Raw genomic sequence first — 21,829 nt, 5'->3', positions numbered from 1 at the left:
TCCTTCGCTCGTAGGTCGCACGTAGCGGCGACGGAGAGGACTGTAGAGGATCAACGCCCTCATGGCATCACCTGCGGGTGCGCGGCCTCTGTGATTCCTCCCATCCTCGGCGAGTGGTGTGGGTCGGCAACGACGCGTCGCGTGACCGGTAGACGACGTATGGGCGGAAAGGGTATTTCACCGGGGCGGAGAACGCGTGGACGAGGCGCGTGAACGGCCACAGCGCGAAGAGGAGGTTCGCGACGGTGATGTGGACGGCGAACGCGACCGGGACGCCCGCCATGAGCTCGGGCTGAGGCGAGAGCAGCCACAGCGACCGGAACCAGACCGAGATGGTCTCCCGGTAGTCGTACCCGTGGTCGGCGGCGAAGAGCTGGGTGGTCACGGTGGCCCACGTGCCGACGAGGATCGACGCCGCGAGGAACACGTACATGACCTTGTCCATGCGCGTCGTCGCGAGGAAGACCGGCCCGGTGACGCGCCGCCGGTAGACGAGGATGATGAGCCCTGCGACGAGCATGACCGCCGCGACCGTGCCGAGGTACGTCGCCACGAGGTGGTACGCCGTCTCGTTGATCCCGACCGTCTCTGTCCACGACTTCGGGACGACCAGCCCGAGGACGTGCCCCCCGACCACCATGATGAGACCGAAGTGGAACAGCGGTGACCCCAGCCGCAGCAACCGGTTCTCGTACAGCTGGGACGACCGCGTGGTCCACCCGAACTTGTCGTAGCGAAACCGCCACGCGAGCCCCACGACGAACGTCGCGAAGCACACGTATGGAACCACGACCCACAGCAGGACGCCGCCCATCACACCCTCGTCTCGGTCTGCGCGCCGACCGGCACGAACGGTTCCAACGGTCCGAACGACTGCAGCCCCACGAGCTCGCTCGGTGGCCCTGAGGACACGAGCTCGAGGTACCGGCGCTCCGTCTCCGCATCGATCGGCGGGAGCGTCAGGCACACCGCCTCGACGAGCGACGCGTAGAGGCTGCCGAAGCCCGTCAGCGCGGAGCGCAGCACCTCGATGCCGCCACGGTTCGTCGAGAGGAGCCCCGCAGCGATGACCGGCGCACCGTCCCCGGCGAGCTCGCGCGCCGAGAACTCGAGCACGACCGGCAGATAGTCGGGCAGCTCGTCGCTGTCCACCGCCCACCCCGCCGCCTGGTACGCCTGGACGAACGACACGAGGGCGAGACCACGGTTGCGCGTGTCGCCAGCCACGAAGTACGTGAGATACATCGAGCACCTGCGCCGCAGGTCGAACGTCGCGACGTAGTGGACCGCGAGCGACTCGGGATCAGCGGCAGCCATCGCGTCGGCCGCGTCGAGGAAGTCGGTGAAGCGCTCGCGGACGGCTCCGGGCAGGGACTGGACAGCGGCGCGCACGGCGGGGAAGGAAGCGACCTCCGCAGGGCCGGGGTATCCGAGGAGCACGGACGCCGCCATGTGGGCGGTGGCACGGTCGGGGTCGGACATCCGGACGGGGACGAGAGGCGTCAGCACGGGAGAGCGCATCAGTGGTCTCCTGCCTGGGCGTCGCCGTCGTGCTGGTGCGTGCCGTCGCCGGGATGAGCGGCCGCGTCGCCGGGGAAGAGACCGTCGGGGTGACCCCGACCGTCCCAGTTGAGGAGGTTGACGCGGCTCGGGCCGGAGGGCGTGTGCGGGGAGTCGGCGGTCTGGCGGGCCTGCAGCATGTGGAAGTTCTCGACAGCGACAGGCGTCACCGGTCCGGAGGACGAGCCGAACGGCCCGCCGCCGCCCATGCCGGGGCCACCGTCGAAGTCGAGGGAGCACCCGAGCTCTTCCAGCTCGCGTGCGGTCTCCGTGTGGGCGGGCGGGATGACGTACCGGTCCTCGTACTTCGCGATCGCGAGCAGCCGGTACATCTCCTGCACCTCGGCGCCGGTCATGCCGACGGCAGACGCGATCTCCTCGCGCGGGTCGTCACCGAGGTTGATGTCGCGCATGTAGGTGCGCATCGCGGCCAGGCGTCGCAGGACGCGTTCGACAGGCTTGGTGTCGCCCGCTGTGAAGAGGCCGGCGAGGTACTCCAGCGGGATGCGCATCTGGCTGATGGCCGCGAAGAGGGTGCGGGCGTCCTCGCCGTCGTTGCCTGACGCGGTGACGACGTCGACCATCGGCGAGAGCGGCGGGATGTACCAGACCATCGGCATCGTGCGGTACTCGGGGTGCAGGGGCAGCGCCACCTCGTACCTGTTGATGAGTGCCCAGATGGGTGAGTTCTGCGCCGCGGTGACCCAGTCGCGCGGGATCCCGGCCTTCTCTGCCTCGCGGACCACCTCCGGGTCGTTCGGGTCGAGGAAGACCGAGCGCTGGGAGGCGAGGAGCTCGTGCTCGTCCTCGACGGCGGCCGCCTCGCTCACCTTGTCCGCGTCGTAGAGCACGAGGCCGATGTAGCGCAGCCGGCCCACGCACGTCTCGGAGCAGACGGTGGGCTGGCCCACCTCGATCCGGGGGTAGCAGAACGTGCACTTCTCGGCCTTGCCGGTCTTGTGGTTGAAGTAGACCTTCTTGTAGGGGCAGCCCGAGACGCACATGCGCCACCCGCGGCACTGGTCCTGGTCGACGAGGACGATGCCGTCCTCGGCACGCTTGTACATGGCGCCCGACGGGCAGGACGCGACGCACGACGGGTTGAGGCAGTGCTCGCAGATGCGCGGCAGGTAGAACATGAACGTGTCCTCGAAGGACGCGGCGACGTGCTCGCTCATCGACTGGAGGATCGGGTCGTCCTGCATCGTCTCGGTGGAGCCGCCGAGGTCGTCGTCCCAGTTGGCCGACCACTCGATCTTCATGTCCTTGCCCGTGAGCAGGGACTTCGGCCGTGCGACAGGGACGTGCTGACCGGCCGGTGCCGAGAGCAGCATGTCGTACTCGTACGTCCACGGCTCGTAGTAGTCCTCGATGGACGGGAGCTTGGGGTTGGAGAAGATCCGGGCGAGCTTGGACCACCGTCCGCCGCCGCGCAGCGTGAGCTTTCCCCGCTTGGTGCGGGTCCAGCCTCCCTTCCACTCCTCCTGGTCCTCGTACCGGCGGGGATACCCGAGACCGGGCCGCGTCTCGACGTTGTTGAACCACACGTACTCGACACCGGTGCGGTTGGTCCACGCCTGCTTGCACGTGACCGAGCACGTGTGGCACCCGATGCACTTGTCGAGGTTCATGACCATCGACATCTGCGCCATGACCTTCATCAGTACTGGACCTCCTGGTTGCGGCGCCGGATGACAGTGACCTCGTCGCGCTGGTTGCCGGTGGGGCCGAGGTAGTTGAACGCGAAGGACAGCTGGGCGTACCCGCCGATGAGGTGGCTCGGTTTGAGGAGCACGCGGGTGAGCGAGTTGTGGATCCCGCCCCGCTGACCGGACGTCTCGGCGAGCGGCACGTCGATGGTCTTGTCGGTCGCGTGGTGCATGAACACGGTGCCCTCGGGCATGCGGTGCGAGACGACCGCGCGGGCGACGACGACGCCGTTGCGGTTGTACGACTCGATCCACTCGTTGTCTCGGACCCCGATCTTCTCGGCGTCCTGCGGGCTCATCCAGATGTTGGGCCCGCCGCGGGACAGCGAGAGCATGAAGAGGTTGTCCTGGTACTCCGAGTGGATAGACCACTTGGAGTGCGGGGTGAGGTAGCGGACCGCGACCTCGGCGTGGCCCGCAGACGCGGGGAAGCCGCTGGGGCTGCGGTCGCCCGGGACGGGAGAGTCCGTGAAGAGGCGGTGCATGTCGAGCGGCGGACGGAAGACCGGCAGCTGTTCACCGAGGTCGGTCATCCAGTCGTGGTCGAGGAAGAAGTGCATGCGACCGGTGAGCGTGTGCCACGGCTTGAGGCGTTCGACGTTGATGGCGAAGGCCGTGTAGCGGCGCCCGCCGTGCTCGGAACCCGACCACTCGGGCGACGTGATGACCGCGACGGGCCGTGCCTGGACGTCGGCGAACGTGATCCGCGTGCCTTCTGACTCGCGGGAGAGGTCGGCGAGCTTCTGGCCGGTGTGCTTCTCGACCTGCTCGAATCCCTGGGTCGCGAGGCGACCGTTCGTCGTGCCGGAGAACCCGAGGATCATCTCGCAGACGTGCGTGTCCTTGTCGAGCCTCGTGCGCCCCGCATAGCGGCCCTTCGTGACGAGGCCGTTCTTGCGGGCGAGGGCGCTGATCTCTTGGTCGGGCGTGTACTTCACGCCTTTGGTGACCATGCCGAGCGTGTCGGTGAGCGGCCCGAGCGTGGCGAGCTGTTCGGCGATCGCCGGGTAGTCGCGCTCGACGACCGTGATCTTCGGCATCGTCACACCAGGGATCAGGGGCATGTCTCGGACGTCGCCGACGGCGCCGTGGGGCGTCGCCATGGCGTCCGGGGTGTCGTGCAGGAGCGGCGTCGCGACGACGTCCTTGCGGACCCCCAGGTGTGTCTCCGAGAGCTCGGAGACCTTCTTCGCGATCGTGTGGAACGTGTCGAAGTCTGTGCGCGTCTGCCAGGGCGGCGTGATCGCGGGGTTGAACGAGTGGATGAACGGGTGCATGTCCGTGCTCGAGAGGTCGTACTTCTCGTACCAGGTGGCTGCAGGCAGGACGACGTCGGAGTACAGGGTCGTGGACGTCATGCGGAAGTCGAGCGTCGTGAGCAGGTCGAGCTTGCCCTCGGGGGCTTCCTCGCGCCACACCATGTCCCGTGGGCGTCGCTCCGGGCCGGCCTCCTCGGCGAGGACAGCCGACTCGGTGCCGAGCAGGTGCTTGAGGAAGTACTCGTTGCCCTTGCCTGACGACCCGAGGATGTTGGCTCGCCAGATCGTGATGACGCGCGGGAAGTTCTCTGGGGCGTCTGGGTCCTCGCACGCGTACCTGAGGCTCCCGTCGGTGAGGGAGTCCACGACGTACTGCGCGGCGTCCTTGCCGGCAGCCTCCGCGTCGTCGGCGAGCTGGAGCGAGGACCTGTTGAACGTCGGGTAGCTCGGCATCCAGCCACGCTTCGTCGACTCGACGAGGCAGTCGGCGGTGGTGCGCCCGGCGAACGCTCCACGCGCCAGCGGGGTCGCGAGGGCGTCGGCGGGGAGGCCGTCGTACCGCCACTGGTCGGTGGCCAGGTACCAGTACGCGGTCCCGATCATCTGGCGCGGCGGGCGCATCCAGTCGAGACCGAACGCATACTGAGCCCAGCCGGTCTGCGGGCGCAGCTTCTCTTGCCCGACGTAGTGCGCCCAGCCGCCGCCGTTGACTCCTTGGCACCCGGTCATCGTCGTCAGGGCGAGGAACGCCCGGTAGATCGTGTCGGAGTGGAACCAGTGGTTGGTCCCGGCACCCATGATGATCATCGAGCGGCCGCCGGACTTCTCGGCGTTCTCCGCGAACTCGCGTCCGATGCGCTCCGCAGCGGGGGCGGGCACACCGGTGATCTCGGCCTGCCACGCAGGCGTGCAGGGTGACGTCGGGTCGTCGTATCCGGTCGGCCAGTCGCCGGGCAGGCCGGGGCGGCCCACGCCGTACTGGGCGAGGAGGAGGTCGAAGACGGTCGTCACGAGGCGACCGCCGACCTCGCGGACGGGCACGCCGCGCCGGACGGTCCCCGCGCCCCCGGTGTGCGCAGCGAGCTCGCCGGGAGCAGGCTGGACGTCGAACCGCGGCAGGTCCACCGTGACGGAGCGGCCGTCGTGGTCGGCGGCGTCGAGGAGGGACAAGAGCGGGTCGACCCCCTCGAGGTCGAGGTTCCACCGCCCCTCGTCCTCAGCGGAGAACCGGTGCCCGAGAGATCCGTTCGGCACGACGACGGTGCCGTCCGCGTCGAGCAGCACCGGTTTGAAGTCGGCGTTGGCGGACCGGAAGCCCGGCAGCCCAGCGTTCGCCAGGTCTGCTGCCGTGACGAACTTGTCAGCGGCGAACGAGTCGCCGCGCGGCACGAGCGTCACGAGGTACGGGGAGTCAGAGTACGTCTTGAGGTAGGACTCGAAGCGCGGCGTGCGGCGTTCGACGAGGAACTCGCGGAGGATGACGTGCCCCATGGCGAGGGCCAGCGCCCCGTCCGTCCCGGGGTGCACAGCGAGCCACTCGTCGGCGAACTTCGTGTTGTCCGCGTAGTCGGGGGAGACCACGACGACCTTCTGGCCGCGGTAGCGCGCCTCGGTCATGAAGTGGGCGTCCGGGGTCCGGGTCACCGGGATGTTCGAGCCCCACATGATGCAGTAGGTCGAGTTCCACCAGTCCGCCGACTCGGGGACGTCCGTCTGGTCGCCGAAGACCTGCGGGGACGCGACCGGAAGGTCTGCGTACCAGTCGTAGAACGAGAGCATCGTCCCGCCGAGCATCGTGATGAAGCGGTTCCCGACCCCGTGAGACACCATCGACATCGCGGGGATCGGGGAGAACCCGGCGATGCGGTCTGGCCCGTACGTCTTGATCGTGTGGACGTGGGCTGCGGCGACGATCTCGGCGGCCTCCTCCCACGTCGTGCGGACGAGCCCGCCCTTGCCACGCGCGGACTTGTAGGCTTTCGCAGTCTCCGGGTTGCCCGTGATCTCGGCCCACGCGAGGACCGGGTCGCCCGTGCGCGCCTTCGCGGCCCGATACATCTGGGCGAGGACGCCCCGGACGTAGGGGAAGCGCACCCGCGTGGGGGAGTACGTGTACCAGCTGAACGCGGCCCCGCGGGGGCACCCGCGCGGCTCGTACTCCGGGGAGTCCGGGCCGACGGACGGATAGTCCGTCTGCTGCGTCTCCCACGTGATGATGCCGTCCTTGACGTACACCTTCCACGAGCACGAGCCGGTGCAGTTCACGCCGTGCGTCGAGCGCACCACCTTGTCGTGAGACCACCGGTCCCGGTAGAAGACGTCACCCGCACGGCCTCCCTCGAGGTAGACCTGGCGCAGGTCGGCTGAGGTCTCCCCGCGCCGCAGGTGCTTGCCGAGCGAGAGCAGCAGGTCCTGAGCGGACCTGCCTCCTGCCTCCGTCGTGGTCATGAGACTCCTCTGATCAGCTGGGGTTCGGGGCGCCAGGGCGCGCGTAGAAATACCACGTGAGAGCGGCGCAGAAGACACAGAAGACCGCGACACCGGTGAAGAACGCCGCCGGTGCGACGACCGAGAGCGACATCCCGACGAGGAACGGCCCGAAGGCCGCCACCGACGAGGTCCAGCCGATGACGCCGCCCGCCTGGCGCGGCGGGAGGATCATCGGCATCTGCTTGAACGTCCCGGCGTTGCCGATCCCGGCGAACAAGAAGATGAGGAAGAGGCACGCGAGGAAGCCCTTGAACTCGTCGGGGTTCTCCGGCGTGAGGAAGACGACCGCCGCGCCGGTGCTGATCGCCATGCCCACCCCGGCGAGGAACGTCCATCGCGCACCGCCGTACCTGTCGCAGAGCGGCCCGAACGCGACGCGCGCAGCGGACCCGATGAGCGGTCCGATGAACGCGTACGTCAGCCCGCGCGGGAGGTCGTCCATGCCCGCGAACTCGCTCGCGCTGCCGTAGACGTTGTTGATGATCAAGGGTGTCTGGGCGGCGAGGCCGCTGAACGCCCCGAACGTCATGAGGTAGATGGTCGTGAGGATCCACGTGTGCTTGTTGTCGAAGATGTCGAGCTGCTGCTTGAAGTTCGCCGTGATGGGCACGCTGCGCAGGAGCGCGAACGCGAGGATGGCGGCCAGCACCGCCCACGGGATGAGGATCAGGCCCACGTTGTGCAGGTAGATCTGCCCGTCCTGCGTGCTCTGGGGCGTGAGCGCCGCCGTCCCGAGGAGACCGAAACCGACGATCCACGGTCCGAGGAGCTGGATGAGAGAGACCCCGAAGTTCCCGATCCCGGCCTGGATCCCGAGCGCCGTCCCGGCCATCCGCTTGGGGAAGAAGTAGCTCGTCGAGGGCATGTAGCCGGAGAACACACCGCCGCCGATGCCGGTCGCCGCGGCGAGGGACAGGAGCAACCAGTACGGGGTGGACGGATCGTGGACGACGACCGCCCAGCCGACCATCGGCAGGATGAGTAGGACGGAGGACCATCCGACGAGGCGCTTGGTGCCGAGGAGCGGCGGCAGGAACATCCAGACGATCCGCAGGAGGCCGCCCGCGAGCCCCGGGATGGCCGCGAGCCAGTAGAGCTGGGCCTTGGAGAGGTCGTAGCCGATGTCGGTGAGCCGCGGCGCGATCGCTGAGACGAGGTACCACGTGGCGAACGCGAGCGTGAGGCTGTAGGTCGAGACCCACAGGGTGCGCCACGCGATCTTCGAGTCCCAGGTCTGAGGATCTTCTGGGTCCCAGTTCGAGAGGTCGGGCGCCAGGCGCGACGCGGCGGACGGTGCGGGGACGGGCTCGCTGGTACGCATCGATCTCCCTGATCAGCAGGAACTCGTGCCGAGGCGTCATCGCCTCGTGAAGAACCTCCCACAGATCGGGACAACATGCACGTATCTGCCGGCGATCATCGGGTGAAGTGCCGGTGCGGGGCTCGCAGCGCTCCACTAGGGTGGCGCGCATGACGACTGACCAGGTCACCGGTCGTGTCGCAGCGAAGCTCTTGCCTGCTGCCGGCGTCTCCGCGTCGGCGGTCCTGCTCTTCGGGCTGCACCTGCGCCCGGCCGGCTACGTGCTCCTCGCCCTCAGCCTCGCCGGCGGGTTCCTCGCGGATCGCAGTCTCGGCCGCGACCTGCTCCTCGTCGGGATCGGGATCTCGATCATCAGCACCACGTCGATGGCCGCCGACGTGTCGTGGCCCCGGTTCGTCGCGATCGGCACCGCGCTGACCCTGGCGGTCCTCGTCCCGTTCCTCGTCGACCGGTTCGTGTTTCGCCGTGAGGCGATCAGGTTCCCGTGGCGCACCGGCCGGCGCTGGCCGACGAGCGAGAAGGTCTACGTCCTCGTGGTGCCGCTGCTGGGCTGGGCGATCCTGCCGTTCTACTTCATCCGCTCCGGCGCGTACGAGAACTGGCCCGAGCTCACGGAGACCGACCAGCTGTTCCGGTTCCTCGTCGGCGTCAACGGCGTGGGGACGTGGGACGAGCTGTTCTTCGTCTGCACGTGCTTCGCGCTGCTGCTCCGGCACTTCCCCGCCTGGCAGGCGAACCTCCTCCAGGCGGCGATCTTCGTCTCCTTCCTCTGGGAGCTCGGCTACCGCTCGTGGGGGCCGCTGCTGACGATCCCGTTCGCCCTGCTCCAGGGGCTCATCTTCGTCCGGACCGGGTCCCTCACCCTCGTCCTCGTGGTGCACCTGCTCTTCGACGCGATCGTCTTCATGGCGATCGTCCACGCGAACGACCCGTCGCTGTTCGCGATCTTCGTCTACTGACTCTCGGCGACGGCGTGCGTCCTGGGCGTGGTGGGTGGTGCGTGGCAGGATCGTGAGCGCGAGCCCCACGACCGCCGCGGAGCACCGACCGTGCGTGATCTCGTCCGGGGCGCCGAGGTCCGCTGACCGTTCCACCGAGGGAGACCTGATGAGCACCGTCCCGACCAGGCCTTCCGCGGCTGGCTCGCCGCCGCACAGCGCGCACGTCGCTGACGCCCACGACCTCATCCGGGTGCAGGGCGCCCGCGAGAACAACCTCCAGAACATCAGCATCGAGATCCCCAAGCGGCGGCTGACCGTCTTCACGGGCGTCTCGGGCTCGGGCAAGAGCTCGCTCGTCTTCAGCACCATCGCTGCAGAGTCGCAGCGGATGATCAACGAGACGTACAGCTCCTTCCTCCAGGGCTTCATGCCGAACCTTGCGCGGCCGGACGTCGACCACATGGAGGGGCTGACGACGGCGATCATCGTCGACCAGGAGCGCATGGGGGCGAACTCGCGCTCGACCGTGGGGACGGCCACGGACGTCAACGCGATGCTGCGGATCGTCTTCAGCCGGCTCGGCCAGCCGTACGTCGGATCGCCCCAGGCATTCTCGTTCAACGTCGCCTCGATCAGCGGGACGGGTGCCGTGACGATGGAGAAGGGCGGGAAGACCGTCAAGGAGCGGCGCAGCTTCAGCATCACGGGCGGCATGTGCCCGCGCTGCGAGGGGATGGGGACGGTCAACGACATCGACCTCACCGCGCTGTACGACGACACGAAGTCGCTCGACGAGGGCGCGCTCACCATCCCGGGGTACTCGATGGAGGGCTGGTACGGCCGGATCTTCCGCGGCTGCGGGTTCTTCGACACTGACAAGCCGATCCGGACGTACACGACGACCGAGCTCCACGACCTGCTCCACCGGGAGCCGACGAAGATCAAGATCGACGGGATCAACCTCACGTACACGGGGCTCATCCCGTCGATCCAGAAGTCGTACCTGTCGAAGGACGTCGACGCCCTGCAGCCGCACGTCCGCGCGTTCGTCGGCAGGGCCGTGACGTTCACGCCGTGCCCCGAGTGCGAGGGCACCCGGCTGAGCGCCGAGGCGCGCGCGTCGAAGGTCCACGGCACGAGCATCGCCGACGTGTGCGCGATGCAGATCAGCGACGTCGTGACGTGGGTCCGCACGCTCGAGGAACCGTCGATGGCACCGCTCCTGGCAGCCTTGCGCCACACCCTCGAGTCCTTCGTGGAGATCGGCCTCGGCTACCTCTCGCTCGACCGCCCGGCCGGGACGCTCTCCGGCGGCGAGGCGCAGCGGACCAAGATGATCCGTCACCTCGGGTCGTCGCTCACCGACGTCACCTACGTGTTCGACGAGCCGACCATCGGCCTGCACCCGCACGACATCCAGCGGATGAACACGCTGCTCCTGGCGCTGCGGGACAAGGGCAACACGGTCCTCGTCGTCGAGCACAAGCCCGAGATGATCACGATCGCCGACCACGCGGTCGACCTCGGCCCCGGGGCAGGCACCGCGGGCGGGACCGTCTGCTTCGAGGGCACCGTCGAGGACCTGCGGGCGAGCGGAACGCTCACGGGCCGCCACCTCGACGACCGCGCCGCGGTGAAGGACTCGGTCCGCACGCCGACCGGCGCGCTGGAGATCCGCGGTGCGACGGCGAACAACCTCCGGGGCGTCGACGTCGACGTCCCGCTCGGGGTCCTTGTCGTCGTCACCGGCGTCGCAGGCTCGGGCAAGAGCTCCCTCGTCCACGGATCGTTGAGCCGTGGCCCGGAAGGCTCGGGAGAGGACGTCGTCTCGATCGACCAGGGCGCGATCCGCGGCTCGCGTCGCAGCAACCCGGCGACGTACACGGGGCTGCTCGAGCCCGTCCGCAAGGCCTTCGCCAAGGCGAACGGCGTCAAGCCTGCGCTGTTCAGCGCGAACTCCGAGGGCGCGTGCCCCGTGTGCAACGGGAATGGAGTGATCTACACCGACCTCGGTGTCATGGCGAGCGTCGCGTCGCCGTGCGAGGTGTGCGAGGGCAAGCGGTTCCAGGCCTCGGTGCTCGAGTACCGCCTCGGCGGCAAGGACATCAGCGAGGTGCTCGGCATGTCCGTCACCGAGGCCGAGGAGTTCTTCGCTGCCGGCGATGCCCGCGTCCCGGCCGCGCACACGATCCTGCGGCGGCTCGTCGACGTGGGCCTGGGCTACCTCCGTCTCGGTCAACCGCTCACGACGCTCTCCGGCGGTGAGCGCCAGCGCATCAAGCTCGCCACCCACATGGGGGAGAAGGGCAGCATCTACCTGCTCGACGAGCCGACGACCGGGCTGCACCTCGCCGACGTGGAGAACCTTCTCGGGCTCCTCGACCGGCTCGTGGACTCCGGGAAGTCCGTCATCGTCGTCGAGCACCACCAGGCGGTCATGGCGCACGCCGACTGGATCATCGACCTCGGACCGGGCGCCGGGCACGACGGCGGTCAGGTCGTCTTCGAGGGCACGCCCGCGGACCTCGTCGCGGCCAGGTCCACGCTCACGGGCGAGCACCTGGCGGAGTACGTCAGCGGTTGAGTCGGGTGTCGACGTGCTCGACGTCGAGCCACGTGTCGACGTCCGCGCTCAGCCCTTCCGGGTCCTGGGTCGTGAGGAGGGCGAGGTGCCCGACGACCTGCTTCATCGACGCCCCGTCGATCGTCCGGGTCGATGCCACGGTGGTGAGCGAGCGCCGGAGCGAGGTTGGGTCGTAGACGCCCACGAGCCACTGCGCTCTGCCGGCGGACTCGACGAAGACGCCGTCCGCAGGCAGGACCTCGTGCCGGGCCGCGTCGAGGAGAGCGTCGGACCACGCGGAGAGGAGCTGGCGGACGAGCCGGGGAACGAGCGGCACGTCGCACGCGAGCAGGAGGACGGGCACGGCGTCGGCGCTCTCCTCGGCGAGCCGGGCGAGCCCGGCCGCCAGCCCCGCGACGGGGCCGCCGAACGGCGGGTCCTCCCGCACGACGCTCAGGCGACCGCCCGGTGCGACGTCCGCGTCAGGAAGCAGGTCTTCTGGCCCGACGACCACGACCCGTCGCGCACCCGTCGTCGCCTCGAGCGCGTGGTCGAGCAGGCGGCGCCCGCCCACGTGGACGTTCGGCTTGTCGCCGCCGAGGCGTCGTGCACGCCCACCCGCGAGGACGATCGCGTCGTGGACCGGCAGCGCCGGCGCCGGCGTGGTGCTGTCCGTGGATGGCCTGCTCACGAGACGACCATGACCCGCAGCTCGTCGCCCTCGGCGACCTCGGTGACGTCGGCCGGCACGATGGCGAAACCGTCGGCGAGCGCGAGGCTCGCCACGAGGTGGGAGCCGGAGCCGCGCCCGGTCGCGGGCACCACGGTGTCGTCGACGAAGCGGACGGGCATGAGCTGCTCGCGGCCGGCGGGGGAGTGCCACGCCACTCCCGCGGCGCGCACGAGGACCGGCCGCTCGGTGTCGGTGTGTCCGGCCATGCGGCGCAGGCCGGGCCGGACGAACGCCTCGAAGGACACGAAGGCGCTCACGGGGTTTCCGGGGAGAGTGAAGATCGGGACGCCCTGCCACGTGCCGAGGCCCTGGGGCTTGCCGGGCTGCATCGCGACGGGCACGAACTCGACGGTCTCGGAGCTCTCGAGGACCTCGCGGACCACGTCGAACGCGCCGACGCTGACGCCACCGGTGGTGACGATCATGTCGACCGTGGCGGCGAGGTCGGTGAGCGCCGCGGCGAAGGATGCGACGTCGTCGGTCACGGCTCCGACCCGGACGGCGGTCCCGCCTGCCTCCTCGACTGCTGCCGCGAGCAGGTACGAGTTGGAGTCGGGGATCTGACCGCGGCGCAGCGGGGTGCCGGGGGCGACGAGCTCGGAACCGGTCGAGAGGATCCCGACGCGGGGCCGGGGGTGTGCGGCGACGACGGCGCTGCCGGCGCTCGCGACGGCCGCGATCGCCCGCGCGGTGAGCCGGGTCCCGGCGGTGAGCACGACGTCGCCCGCCTGGACGTCCTCGCCGGCTCGACGCACGTGGGCGCCGAGCACGGTGGCGTGGTGCACCGTGACGGTCTCGGGGAGCGCGCCGGGCCCGGAGGGGACGTCGGTGTGCTCGACGGGGACGATCGCGGTGGCGTGGGTCGGGACGGGGGCGCCGGTCATGATGCGGACGGCGCTGTGGGCGGGGACGGCAGGGTCCTCGTCAGACCCTGCCGGCACGTCTCCGACCACGGTGAGCGTCACGGGTGCGTCGGGCGTGGCGTGCTCGACGTCGATGTGCCGCACGGCGAACCCGTCCATCGCGGAGTTGTCGAACGGTGGCGTGTCCGTGCCCGCGAGAACCTCGGCCGCGAGGACGAGACCGTAAGCCTCGGCGAGCGGGGTGAGGCGGGCGGTGAGCGGCTCGCACAGCTCGAGCGCGATCGCGTGGTGCTCGGTGAGGGTGCGCAAGGGTGCAGTGGCCATGGGTCCACCCTAGGACCGCTGCACCCCGTCCGCTGGTGACGCCACCGTCGTGCTCAGGACGCGCCCCCGGTGAGCGCAGCCACGGCGGCGACGACGTCGGCGGGCTCGGCCCGGTGCGTGTGGCTCGGGTCGACGAACGCGAAGGTGACCGTGCCGTCGGTGCCGATGACGTAGGTGGCCGGGACCGGCAAGATCTCGGTCGCGACGCCCTGGGCGCGTGCAGCCTCCGCCTCAGGCTCGCTCAGCACGGCCCGCGTGGTCGAGTCGATCGTGAAGTTCAAGCGGTAGGCAGTGATCGTCGCTGCGTCCGTGTCGGAGAGGACGGGGAACTCGAGGTTCTGCTTCTCCGACGTGGTGAGCGACGCGTCCGGTGCCTCGGGCGAGATCGCGACGAGGGTGCCGCCTGCCGCGGTGAGGTCGGGCAGTGCCACCTGCAAGGCGTGCAGCTCGAGGTTGCAGTAGGGGCACCAGCCGCCGCGGTAGAACGAGACGACGACGGGGCCTGCCGCCAGGAGGTCGGCGAGGTGGACGGCTGCGCCGGTCGCGTCGGGCAGCGTGAAGTCCGGGGCGTGGTCGCCGACGGTGACGGCGCCGCTTGCGACGTCTGCGACCGCGGCGATCGCGGCGCGGCGCCCTGCGTTCACCTCGGGTGTCGCGGCGGCGGTAGACCGTTCTGCCTGTGCTTTGAGGTTGTCCATGAGGCTCATTGCTGTCCCTTTCGCCGTACCGCGACCGTGCGTCTCGATACCTCGACCGTAGGTCTCGGTGCACCGGTAGTCAAGACCGACGGTCTCGTCATTCTGCTAGTCTCTCCCCATGGGACGCACCGGGCCGCACCGAGACCCCGAGCTCACGGCCAAGATCCTCGCCTCGACGCACGAGCTGATCTGCACGAAGGGCCCCCGAGCGGTCACCATCAACGAGATCGCCGCCCACGCCGGCGTCGGCAAGCAGACGATCTACCGCTGGTGGCCCACCAAAGCCTCCGTCGTCATCGACGCCCTCGAGCAGCAGTTCGCGTCCGACAACCCGTTCCCCACCACCGGCTCGGCCAAGGACGACCTCCGCGCACAGATGCGCGCCGTCGCCCGCACCTTCTCCTCGCCCACCGGCTCGATGATCCGCGAGCTCGTCGCCCAGTCCCAGGGCGACCCCGCGCTCGCCGACGACCTGCGCACACGCTTCGTCGCCGAACGCCGCAGCGGAGGAGCCACCGCCCTGCGCGCAGGCATCGACCACGGCCAGATTCGTGCCGACCTCGACATCGAGATCGCCCTCGACCTCCTCTACGCGCCGCTGTGGATGCGCATGCTCCTCGGTCACCAGCCGCTCGACGAGCCGAGCGTGGACGCGATCGTCGACCAGGTGTGGCCGGCGCTGGCAGCCTAAGGGCGACGCGTCATGTCTGCGGTGCGCGCCGGTACGTCGTGGACTCCCGTACCCGTAGGACGGGGTTGAGGGTCAGTCGGTGCACAGGACGACCCGGGTCGGCGATGCGTGCGGCCAGCAGGTTGACCGCCGCTTGACCGATCGTGCGGCGCGGCGGCTGCACGGCCGTGAGGGGCGGCGATCCGTACGCGGCGATCTCGTCGTCGTACGCGACGATCGCGAGGTCTTCGGGGATGCGCAGCCCGCGACCGGTCACGCTCTGTGCCACCTGGATGGCTTCGGGGTCAGAGTGCACGAGCACCGCGGTGGTGCCCGTCGCCAGGACGGCATCGACGAACTCCTCGATGCCGACATGGAATCCGGGGCCGCGTCGCTCGGGGATGTCGGTGTCCACCACGCCGGTCGTCGGCAGTCCCAGGTGGGAGGCTGCGCGGTACCAGCCTCGTCGGATCTCGTCGGCGTGCAAGGAGATCTCCGTGCACGCCACCCCGATCCGTGCGTGTCCCTGGCTGGCCAGGTGGTACACGGCGGCGGACGCGCCGGCGGCGTGGTCGGTGAGCACCGACTCGACGTCGACGTGCTCGCGCCCGACCACGGCCGAGCGCTCCACCAGGACGGTCGGGACGGTGGTGCTCGCAAGCCAGTCGCGGACGAGGTCGCCTCCTTCGCCGCTCATCGTCGGGGCGATGAGCAGCCCGTCTGAGCCAGCGCTGAGCAGCTCGCGGATGTCGCGCAGCTCGTCGGTGGCGTCGTAGCTCGAGCCGCGGAGCAGCATCCGCATGTCCGCTGCAGCCAGGTTCTCCTGGACTGCCCGGACGAAGCGCGGCCAGTAGTAGTCGAGCGACGGGACCATCACGCCCGCGGTCTTGCCGGCGAGCTGCACGACGGGCATGCCTGCGGTGATGCGGCGTCCGGGGTCTCCCGTGCTGCGTGCTCGAGGGAGCGCCTCGGCGCCGCCGTGCACCCGGCGGACCTGGCCTGCTGCCGACAGCTCGCTCACGGTGCGCCGGACGGTCACCGCGCTCACGCCGAGCTCCGCCGCGAGCTCGGTCACCCGGATCTGGCCGCGGTCGATGATCGCGGCCAGAACGTCCTCGTGCCGTGCTGCGATTGGGTCGAAGCGACCGTCCCGGCCGTCGTCTCTCGACTCTGCCATGAATGCACCTCCGTGCACATCGGTGATCATATGATCATGTCTATTGACCGCTCTGTGCGAACGATCTCATACTCGGTTGTCGCACGAAATGATCAGGTTGATCATATGCCTCAGTCTGTCGGCACACCTGGCCGGACGAAGAAGGTCGTGCGCATCTGCCCTCTCGGGGGCCGGAACCCAGCAGAGAGGCAGGGGCCGTGCACACCAGAACGAACCTCCTTCCCGCAAGCTCGCCCGATGGCCAGCCAGGCGCAAGAGTGCAGACCCGCGACGACCTCGAGCGCTGGACCGACACGCTGCTGCTCGACGCGCGACGGTTCGCCTCTCCGACCCGGAGCCTGATCACCCTGCCAGGTACCCCCGGCGGATTCGGCAGCACCATGGACGGGCTAGAAGGGTTCGCCCGCACGTTCCTCGCTGCAGGCTTCCGTGTGGCAGGTGCACACGGCGACGACCCTCACGGTCATCTCGAGCACTACGCGGAAGGCCTCGCCGCAGGGACCGACCTGCGGAACACGGAACGCTGGGCGCGCCCCACCGAGCACGGCCAGGCGAAGGTCGAGGCCGCCTCGATCGCCCTCGTCCTCGACATGACCCGACCGTGGTTGTGGGACACGCTCGACGCACAGGTCCAGGAACGTCTCGTCGACTACCTGGCCGAGGTCGTCGGAGATGAGACCTACCCGCGCAACAACTGGGTCTGGTTTCGCATCACCGTCGAGACGTTCCTGCGCTCGGTCGGCGGACCGCACCGGCTGGAAGACATCACAGCCGACCTGGAGCAGCACGAGTCCTTCTACGAGCGCGACGGCTGGTACCGCGACGGACGAGCACGGTCCTACGACCACTACGCCGGCTGGGCGATGCACCTCTACCCCACCCTCTGGGCACGCATGCGCGGCGCCAGCGACCTCGCCCAGCCCCGCGCAGAGCTCGACCGGTCACGGCTCGACCGCTTCCTCACAGACGCGGTCCACCTCGTGGGCGGCGATGGCTCACCGCTCCCGCAGGGCCGGAGCCTCACGTACCGGTTCGCGGCGGCCGCACCGTTCTGGGCCGGCGCGATCGCCCAGGTGCCGTCGGTCTCGCCCGGCCGGCTGCGCACGACCGCGCTCGCCATCGTCAATCACTTCGCGACCCGCGGCGCACCAGACGAGCGCGGCCTGCTGGACATCGGCTGGTGGGGACCATGGCGCCACCTAGGCCAGCAGTACTCCGGGACAGGGTCCCCGTACTGGGCCAGCAAGGGGCTGCTCGGGCTCGCGCTCCCTGCCGACCACCCGGTCTGGACCGAGCCGGACGCCCCGCTGGCCGTCACCGAGGCAGACGACGCGCGAGTCGTCGCCGCCCCGGTGTGGGGGATCGCCGGGACCGCCGCAGACGGAGTCGTCCGCGTCGTCAACCACGGCACCGATCACACGACCGTCGGCCAGGATGTCGGCGACTCACCCCTGTACGCGCGGCTGGGGTACTCGACCGTGACGTTCCCGCTGCACCGCGGCACAGACTGGGAAGCGCCCCTCGACCAGTCCGTCGCGCTGGTCGACGAGAACGGTCGACGCAGCCACCGCGCAGGCATGACCCCGCTGCGGCTCTCGGAGACCGACGGGACGATCGATGCGGCGTCCCGGGCACGAGCGCACTGGATCGATCCAGACGCGGCACAGACCCACCACGGCGAAGGGATCACGGGGGTCGTCACCGCTGCCGGGACCCTCACCGTCGTCTCGGTGCTGCGCGGTGCCTGGGAGGTACGTCTCGTGCACGTCGGCGAGGACGTCTCAGCACTGGCCGTAGGCCTGGAGTGCGGCGGCTGGCCGGTGGCCCACGACGCGGGGGTGGCCGTGGAGGTCGCTGCCGGCCGACGCGTTGACCAGACCTCGCCGACCGTGCGCGGCGCGGTCGTCGCCCTGCTCGGCTGGGACCACGCCTCGGTCGTCCATCGCGACGACGCCACACCCGTCGGCACGCACGCCACCGTCGGCGTGCTGCACGCCCCAGCCGTCCCGGGATGGACCGCCTGTGCAGTCGGCCTTGCCGCCTGCGGCGGCACGGGCGCGCTCGACCGGGCACCCAGCATCGCGATGGTCGACGGCCGGGCGCGCGTCACCTGGCCTGACGGGACCGCCACGCTCGTCGATCTTCCGGAGGCCTGACCCATCAGGACCGTTGTTCCGCTCCACCCCACGCACCGCCGTCAAAGGAGACACACCGCAATGAAGCGATCCCTCATCACACGCTCGGCCGTCTTGGCTGCCGCAACCCTAGCCCTCACCGGGTGCAGCACCGGCGGGTCGGACACCACGGCAGGAGCCTCGGCCGTCTGCGAAGACAGCACCGAGCCCGTGACGCTCTCGTTGGCGGCCTGGGGACTCTCCACGTCGACCGATTTCCAGACGCTGACCGACAGCTTCCACCTCGAGAACCCGAACATCACGGTGGAGCTCGCTGAGTACGACGCCACCGACTACGACACCCAGCTGACAGCCGACCTCGCCGCCGGATCGGCCCCAGACCTGTATCCGATCAAGACGATCACGACCTTCCCGACCTACCAGGAGGGTGGTCAGCTGCTCGATGTCAGCGAGGTCACCGACGTGCTCGGTGCCGACTACCCCGGCATCGAGTACTACACGACAGATGGCGCAGCGTACGCGGTCCCCTACCGCCAAGATGCCTGGTACCTCTACTACAACAAGGAGCTCTTCGACCTCGCTGGCGTCTCCTACCCCGACGGGACCTGGACCTGGGACGAGTACGATGACGTCGCGGTCGAGCTCACCGAGAACCTGGAAGCCGCCGGCCAGCAGAACGTCAAGGGCACCTACCTGCACTCCTGGGCGACCGCGCTCCAGTCCTTCGCCACCGCGCAGGCAGGCAGCGACGAGGCCTACTTCGCCGCCGACTGGGACTACATGGTCCCGTTCTACGAGAGGGCCATCGCCCTCCAGGACGCCGGGGCGCAGGAGAACTATGGCGTTGTCACCACGAACTCGCTGACCTACCAAGGCCAGTTCGGCACCCAGAAGACCGCCATGATGCCGATGGGGTCGTGGTACATCGCGGCGCTCCTCTCCCAGCGGGAGTCCGGGGACGCTGACGTCTTCGAGTGGGGGATCGCACCAGCCCCTCAGGTCGACGACACGACGCTGGACCACCCCGTCACGCAGGGTAACCCGACGGCGATCGGCATCAACGCGGCGATCGACGACGCGAAGGCGTGCGCAGCCAAAGATTTCCTGACCTACGTCTCCTCAGAGCCCGCGGCCGTCGAGCTCGCCGGGATCGGGCTGCGCCCGTCCTACACCGCGGACGTCGTGACGGACACGGTGTTCTCTCAAGAGGGGATGCCCACGGACCCTGAGTCCCGCGTGGCGTTCAGCACCCTGGAAGCGCACCCCGACGCACCGTTGGGCTCCGACACCCCCGCGCTCCAGAACATCCTCAAAGATGCTCACTCGGCCATCTTGTCCGGGGCGGTCTCGCCAGAAGACGGCATCGCACAGGCGATGGAACGCGCCCGGTCTGAGGGCCTCGGCTGACCCACGCCCGACGACCCCCGGTCCTCCCCGCACGGGGAGGACCGGTCCCAGAAAGGAGCTCTCTCATGGCCACGCTAGACGTGACCGCCTCTGCGCCTGCACCAGTGCCCGCCACCGTCACGCCGAAAGCCCCACGGCGTGAGCGGGCTCCCGGTTCCAGGTTGCGACGGCGCAACACACTCATCGGCTGGACGTTCATCCTGCCGAACTTCATCGGCTTCGCGACGCTTACTCTCGTGCCGGTGGTGATCCTGCTCTACCTCGGGTTCACATCCTGGAACGCCTTCGGCGCGGCCACCTTCACAGGGACCGACAACTTCGAACGGCTCGTCAGAGACACGACGTTCCACACCGCGCTGAAGAACACCATCTACTTCGCCGTCATGCACATCCCGTTGACGCTGGGGGCCTCGCTCGGCCTCGCGTTGCTCCTCAACCGCAAGATGCGGGGGATGGCGTTCTTCCGCACCGTCGCCTTCTTCCCGTACATCACGTCGATCGTCGCTATCGCGGTCGTGTGGAACATGCTCTTCTCGCCCGAGGCCGGCGTCATCAACCAGATGCTCATGGCGATCGGTATCGACGACCCTCCTGGGTGGACCACCTCGACGACCTGGGCGATGCCCGCGATCGTCATCGTGGCGACCTGGCGCGACATGGGTTACTACATGTTGCTCTTCCTAGCGGGTCTGCAGGCGATCCCGTCCGAGCTGTACGAGGCTGCCCGCGTCGACGGCGCGAGCGCCGTGCAGCGCTTCCGCAACGTCACGCTCCCGAGCCTGCGACCCACGACCTTCTTCGTGACCGTCATGCTGACGATCGCCAGCTTCAAGATCTTCGACCTCATCCTCGTGATGACCAACGGCGGGCCAGGGACGTCCACGCTCGTGCTGTCGCAGTACATCTACCGCAAGGGCTTCGTCGAGAACGACTTCGGGTACGCGTCGGCGATCGCCGTCGTCCTCTTCGTCATCTGCCTGGGCGTCACGGTCCTGCAGTTCCTCGCGAACAAGAGAAGGGACGCCTGATGGCCTCGCTCACGCTGGACCGGCCCGCACCGCCCCCCGCACAGCGGCGCGACCCTCGACGAACGCGTCGGCTCCTCAGCGCCGCGCTCCTGTACACGGTCCTCGTCGTGGCAGCGGCCGCGATCATGCTGCCGTTCTTCTGGATGGTGGTCTCGTCGCTGAAGAACAACAACCAGATCTTTACCGTCCCCGTCCAGTGGCTGCCTGACCCAGCGGTCTGGCAGAACTACCTCGACATCTGGGACAAGTCTGAGATGTCGAGGTGGCTGCGCACGACCCTGCTGCTGTCGATCACGGTGACGCTGCTGCAGCTGTTCACCGGCAGCTTCGCCGCATACGGGTTCGCCAAGATGCGCTTCCCCGGGCGGGACGTCCTGTTCCTCGCCTACATCGGGACGATCGCGGTGCCGTGGCAGGCGTACATGATCCCGCAGTTCATCCTCATGACCAGGCTCGGGCTGTCGAACACCCTCTGGGCGATGGTCGCGCTCCAGGCCTTCGGAGCATTCGGTGTCTTCCTCATGAAGCAGTTCTACGAGTCGATCCCCGAAGAGCTCTCGGAAGCAGCTCGGATCGACGGGCTCTCGGAGTACGCGATCTGGTGGCGCATCGTGCTCCCGCTGTCGGGCCCCGCACTGGCGACCCTCGCGCTGCTGACCTTCGTGAACACATGGAACGACTACCTCGGCCCGCTGATCTACCTGCGCAACCCCGACATCTGGACCATCCAGATCGGTCTCCGGTCGCTCGTCTCGCAGTACAACGCCGAGTACGCGCTCATCATGACCGGCTCGGTGCTCTCGGTGCTGCCGATCGCGATCATCTTCCTGCTCGGACAGCGCTACTTCGTCCAGGGGATCGCCACCTCCGGGCTCAAAGGATGACGACGGCACAGGCCACGACACTCTCTGGTCGGCGGGCGCCGCGCCTGTCGGCAGGAACGTGGGAGAC

16 protein-coding genes are annotated in these 21,829 nt (G+C 69.1%); 7 read left to right on the top strand and 9 right to left on the bottom strand.

Translation table 11 applies throughout. From position 1 onward, the window contains the following. Positions 1 to 67: 67 nt before the first annotated feature. The 5 genes from narI to ATL42_RS11595 are packed head-to-tail and all read right to left on the bottom strand — an operon-like array spanning position 68 to position 8,339. Positions 68 to 814 (bottom strand): respiratory nitrate reductase subunit gamma, encoded by a 747-nt coding sequence (gene narI, locus ATL42_RS11615; protein ID WP_098455482.1) that lies wholly within the window; start codon positions 812 to 814, stop codon positions 68 to 70. Then, positions 814 to 1,521, bottom strand: coding sequence for a nitrate reductase molybdenum cofactor assembly chaperone (gene narJ, locus ATL42_RS11610; RefSeq protein ID WP_098455481.1), 708 nt, complete (start codon positions 1,519 to 1,521; stop codon positions 814 to 816). Before narJ ends, narI begins: the two co-directional genes overlap by 1 nt. After that, a complete protein-coding gene (gene narH / locus ATL42_RS11605) occupies positions 1,521 to 3,221 on the bottom strand; it encodes a nitrate reductase subunit beta (protein WP_098455480.1) in 1,701 nt (566 codons plus the stop codon). The genes narJ and narH overlap by 1 nt, the downstream gene beginning before the upstream one ends. After that, complete coding sequence (locus ATL42_RS11600; protein ID WP_098455479.1) at positions 3,221 to 6,976, bottom strand: nitrate reductase subunit alpha; 3,756 nt, start codon at positions 6,974 to 6,976, stop codon at positions 3,221 to 3,223. The genes narH and ATL42_RS11600 overlap by 1 nt, the downstream gene beginning before the upstream one ends. Positions 6,977 to 6,989: 13 nt before the next feature. Next, on the bottom strand, positions 6,990 to 8,339 hold the full coding sequence (locus tag ATL42_RS11595) for a nitrate/nitrite transporter (RefSeq protein ID WP_098455478.1): 1,350 nt from the start codon (positions 8,337 to 8,339) through the stop codon (positions 6,990 to 6,992). 149 nt (positions 8,340 to 8,488) lie between these two features. On the opposite strand from ATL42_RS11595, the gene ATL42_RS11590 reads away from it, so the two are divergent. Both ATL42_RS11590 and ATL42_RS11585 read left to right on the top strand, forming a co-directional pair. Then, positions 8,489 to 9,298, top strand: coding sequence for a CPBP family glutamic-type intramembrane protease (locus ATL42_RS11590; protein WP_098455477.1), 810 nt, complete (start codon positions 8,489 to 8,491; stop codon positions 9,296 to 9,298). A 148-nt stretch (positions 9,299 to 9,446) separates the two neighbouring features. Then, complete coding sequence (locus ATL42_RS11585) at positions 9,447 to 11,864, top strand: ATP-binding cassette domain-containing protein (RefSeq protein ID WP_098456531.1); 2,418 nt, start codon at positions 9,447 to 9,449, stop codon at positions 11,862 to 11,864. Here ATL42_RS11585 and mobA read toward each other — a convergent pair. From mobA to ATL42_RS11570, 3 genes are read right to left on the bottom strand one after another with little or no spacing between them, the layout of a single operon-like run. Then, on the bottom strand, positions 11,854 to 12,534 hold the full coding sequence (gene mobA / locus ATL42_RS11580) for a molybdenum cofactor guanylyltransferase (RefSeq protein WP_245862476.1): 681 nt from the start codon (positions 12,532 to 12,534) through the stop codon (positions 11,854 to 11,856). The two genes, ATL42_RS11585 and mobA, sit on opposite strands and share 11 nt — an antisense overlap. After that, entirely contained in the window at positions 12,531 to 13,763 is a 1,233-nt protein-coding gene (locus ATL42_RS11575; RefSeq protein WP_098455476.1) for a molybdopterin molybdotransferase MoeA, read from the bottom strand. Before ATL42_RS11575 ends, mobA begins: the two co-directional genes overlap by 4 nt. 53 nt (positions 13,764 to 13,816) lie before the next feature. Beyond that, a complete protein-coding gene (locus ATL42_RS11570) occupies positions 13,817 to 14,470 on the bottom strand; it encodes a peroxiredoxin-like family protein (RefSeq protein WP_098455475.1) in 654 nt (217 codons plus the stop codon). 109 nt (positions 14,471 to 14,579) lie between these two features. On the opposite strand from ATL42_RS11570, the gene ATL42_RS11565 reads away from it, so the two are divergent. Beyond that, the gene (locus tag ATL42_RS11565; protein ID WP_098455474.1) at positions 14,580 to 15,152 is read left to right on the top strand and encodes a TetR/AcrR family transcriptional regulator; all 573 of its coding nucleotides are present in this window, start codon (positions 14,580 to 14,582) and stop codon (positions 15,150 to 15,152) included. 10 nt (positions 15,153 to 15,162) lie between these two features. Here ATL42_RS11565 and ATL42_RS11560 read toward each other — a convergent pair whose 3' ends face one another. After that, positions 15,163 to 16,308, bottom strand: coding sequence for a LacI family DNA-binding transcriptional regulator (locus tag ATL42_RS11560; RefSeq protein WP_169925406.1), 1,146 nt, complete (start codon positions 16,306 to 16,308; stop codon positions 15,163 to 15,165). Positions 16,309 to 16,565: 257 nt separating this feature from the next. On the opposite strand from ATL42_RS11560, the gene ATL42_RS11555 reads away from it, so the two are divergent. From ATL42_RS11555 to ATL42_RS11540, 4 genes are all read left to right on the top strand, one after another. Then, entirely contained in the window at positions 16,566 to 18,464 is a 1,899-nt protein-coding gene (locus ATL42_RS11555; RefSeq protein ID WP_098455472.1) for a DUF2264 domain-containing protein, read from the top strand. 60 nt (positions 18,465 to 18,524) lie between these two features. Beyond that, positions 18,525 to 19,850 (top strand): ABC transporter substrate-binding protein, encoded by a 1,326-nt coding sequence (locus ATL42_RS11550; RefSeq protein ID WP_098455471.1) that lies wholly within the window; start codon positions 18,525 to 18,527, stop codon positions 19,848 to 19,850. Between the two features lie 65 nt (positions 19,851 to 19,915). After that, on the top strand, positions 19,916 to 20,878 hold the full coding sequence (locus ATL42_RS11545; protein ID WP_098455470.1) for a carbohydrate ABC transporter permease: 963 nt from the start codon (positions 19,916 to 19,918) through the stop codon (positions 20,876 to 20,878). Next, positions 20,878 to 21,762, top strand: coding sequence for a carbohydrate ABC transporter permease (locus ATL42_RS11540; protein ID WP_098455469.1), 885 nt, complete (start codon positions 20,878 to 20,880; stop codon positions 21,760 to 21,762). Before ATL42_RS11545 ends, ATL42_RS11540 begins: the two co-directional genes overlap by 1 nt. Positions 21,763 to 21,829 lie beyond the last annotated feature (67 nt).

The sequence above is a fragment of the Sanguibacter antarcticus genome (genome assembly GCF_002564005.1).
Taxonomy (GTDB): Bacteria; Actinomycetota; Actinomycetes; order Actinomycetales; family Cellulomonadaceae; genus Sanguibacter; species Sanguibacter antarcticus.
The sequence above is the reverse complement of the archived record's forward strand: the minus strand, read 5'-3'. Positions and strand labels throughout refer to the sequence as shown.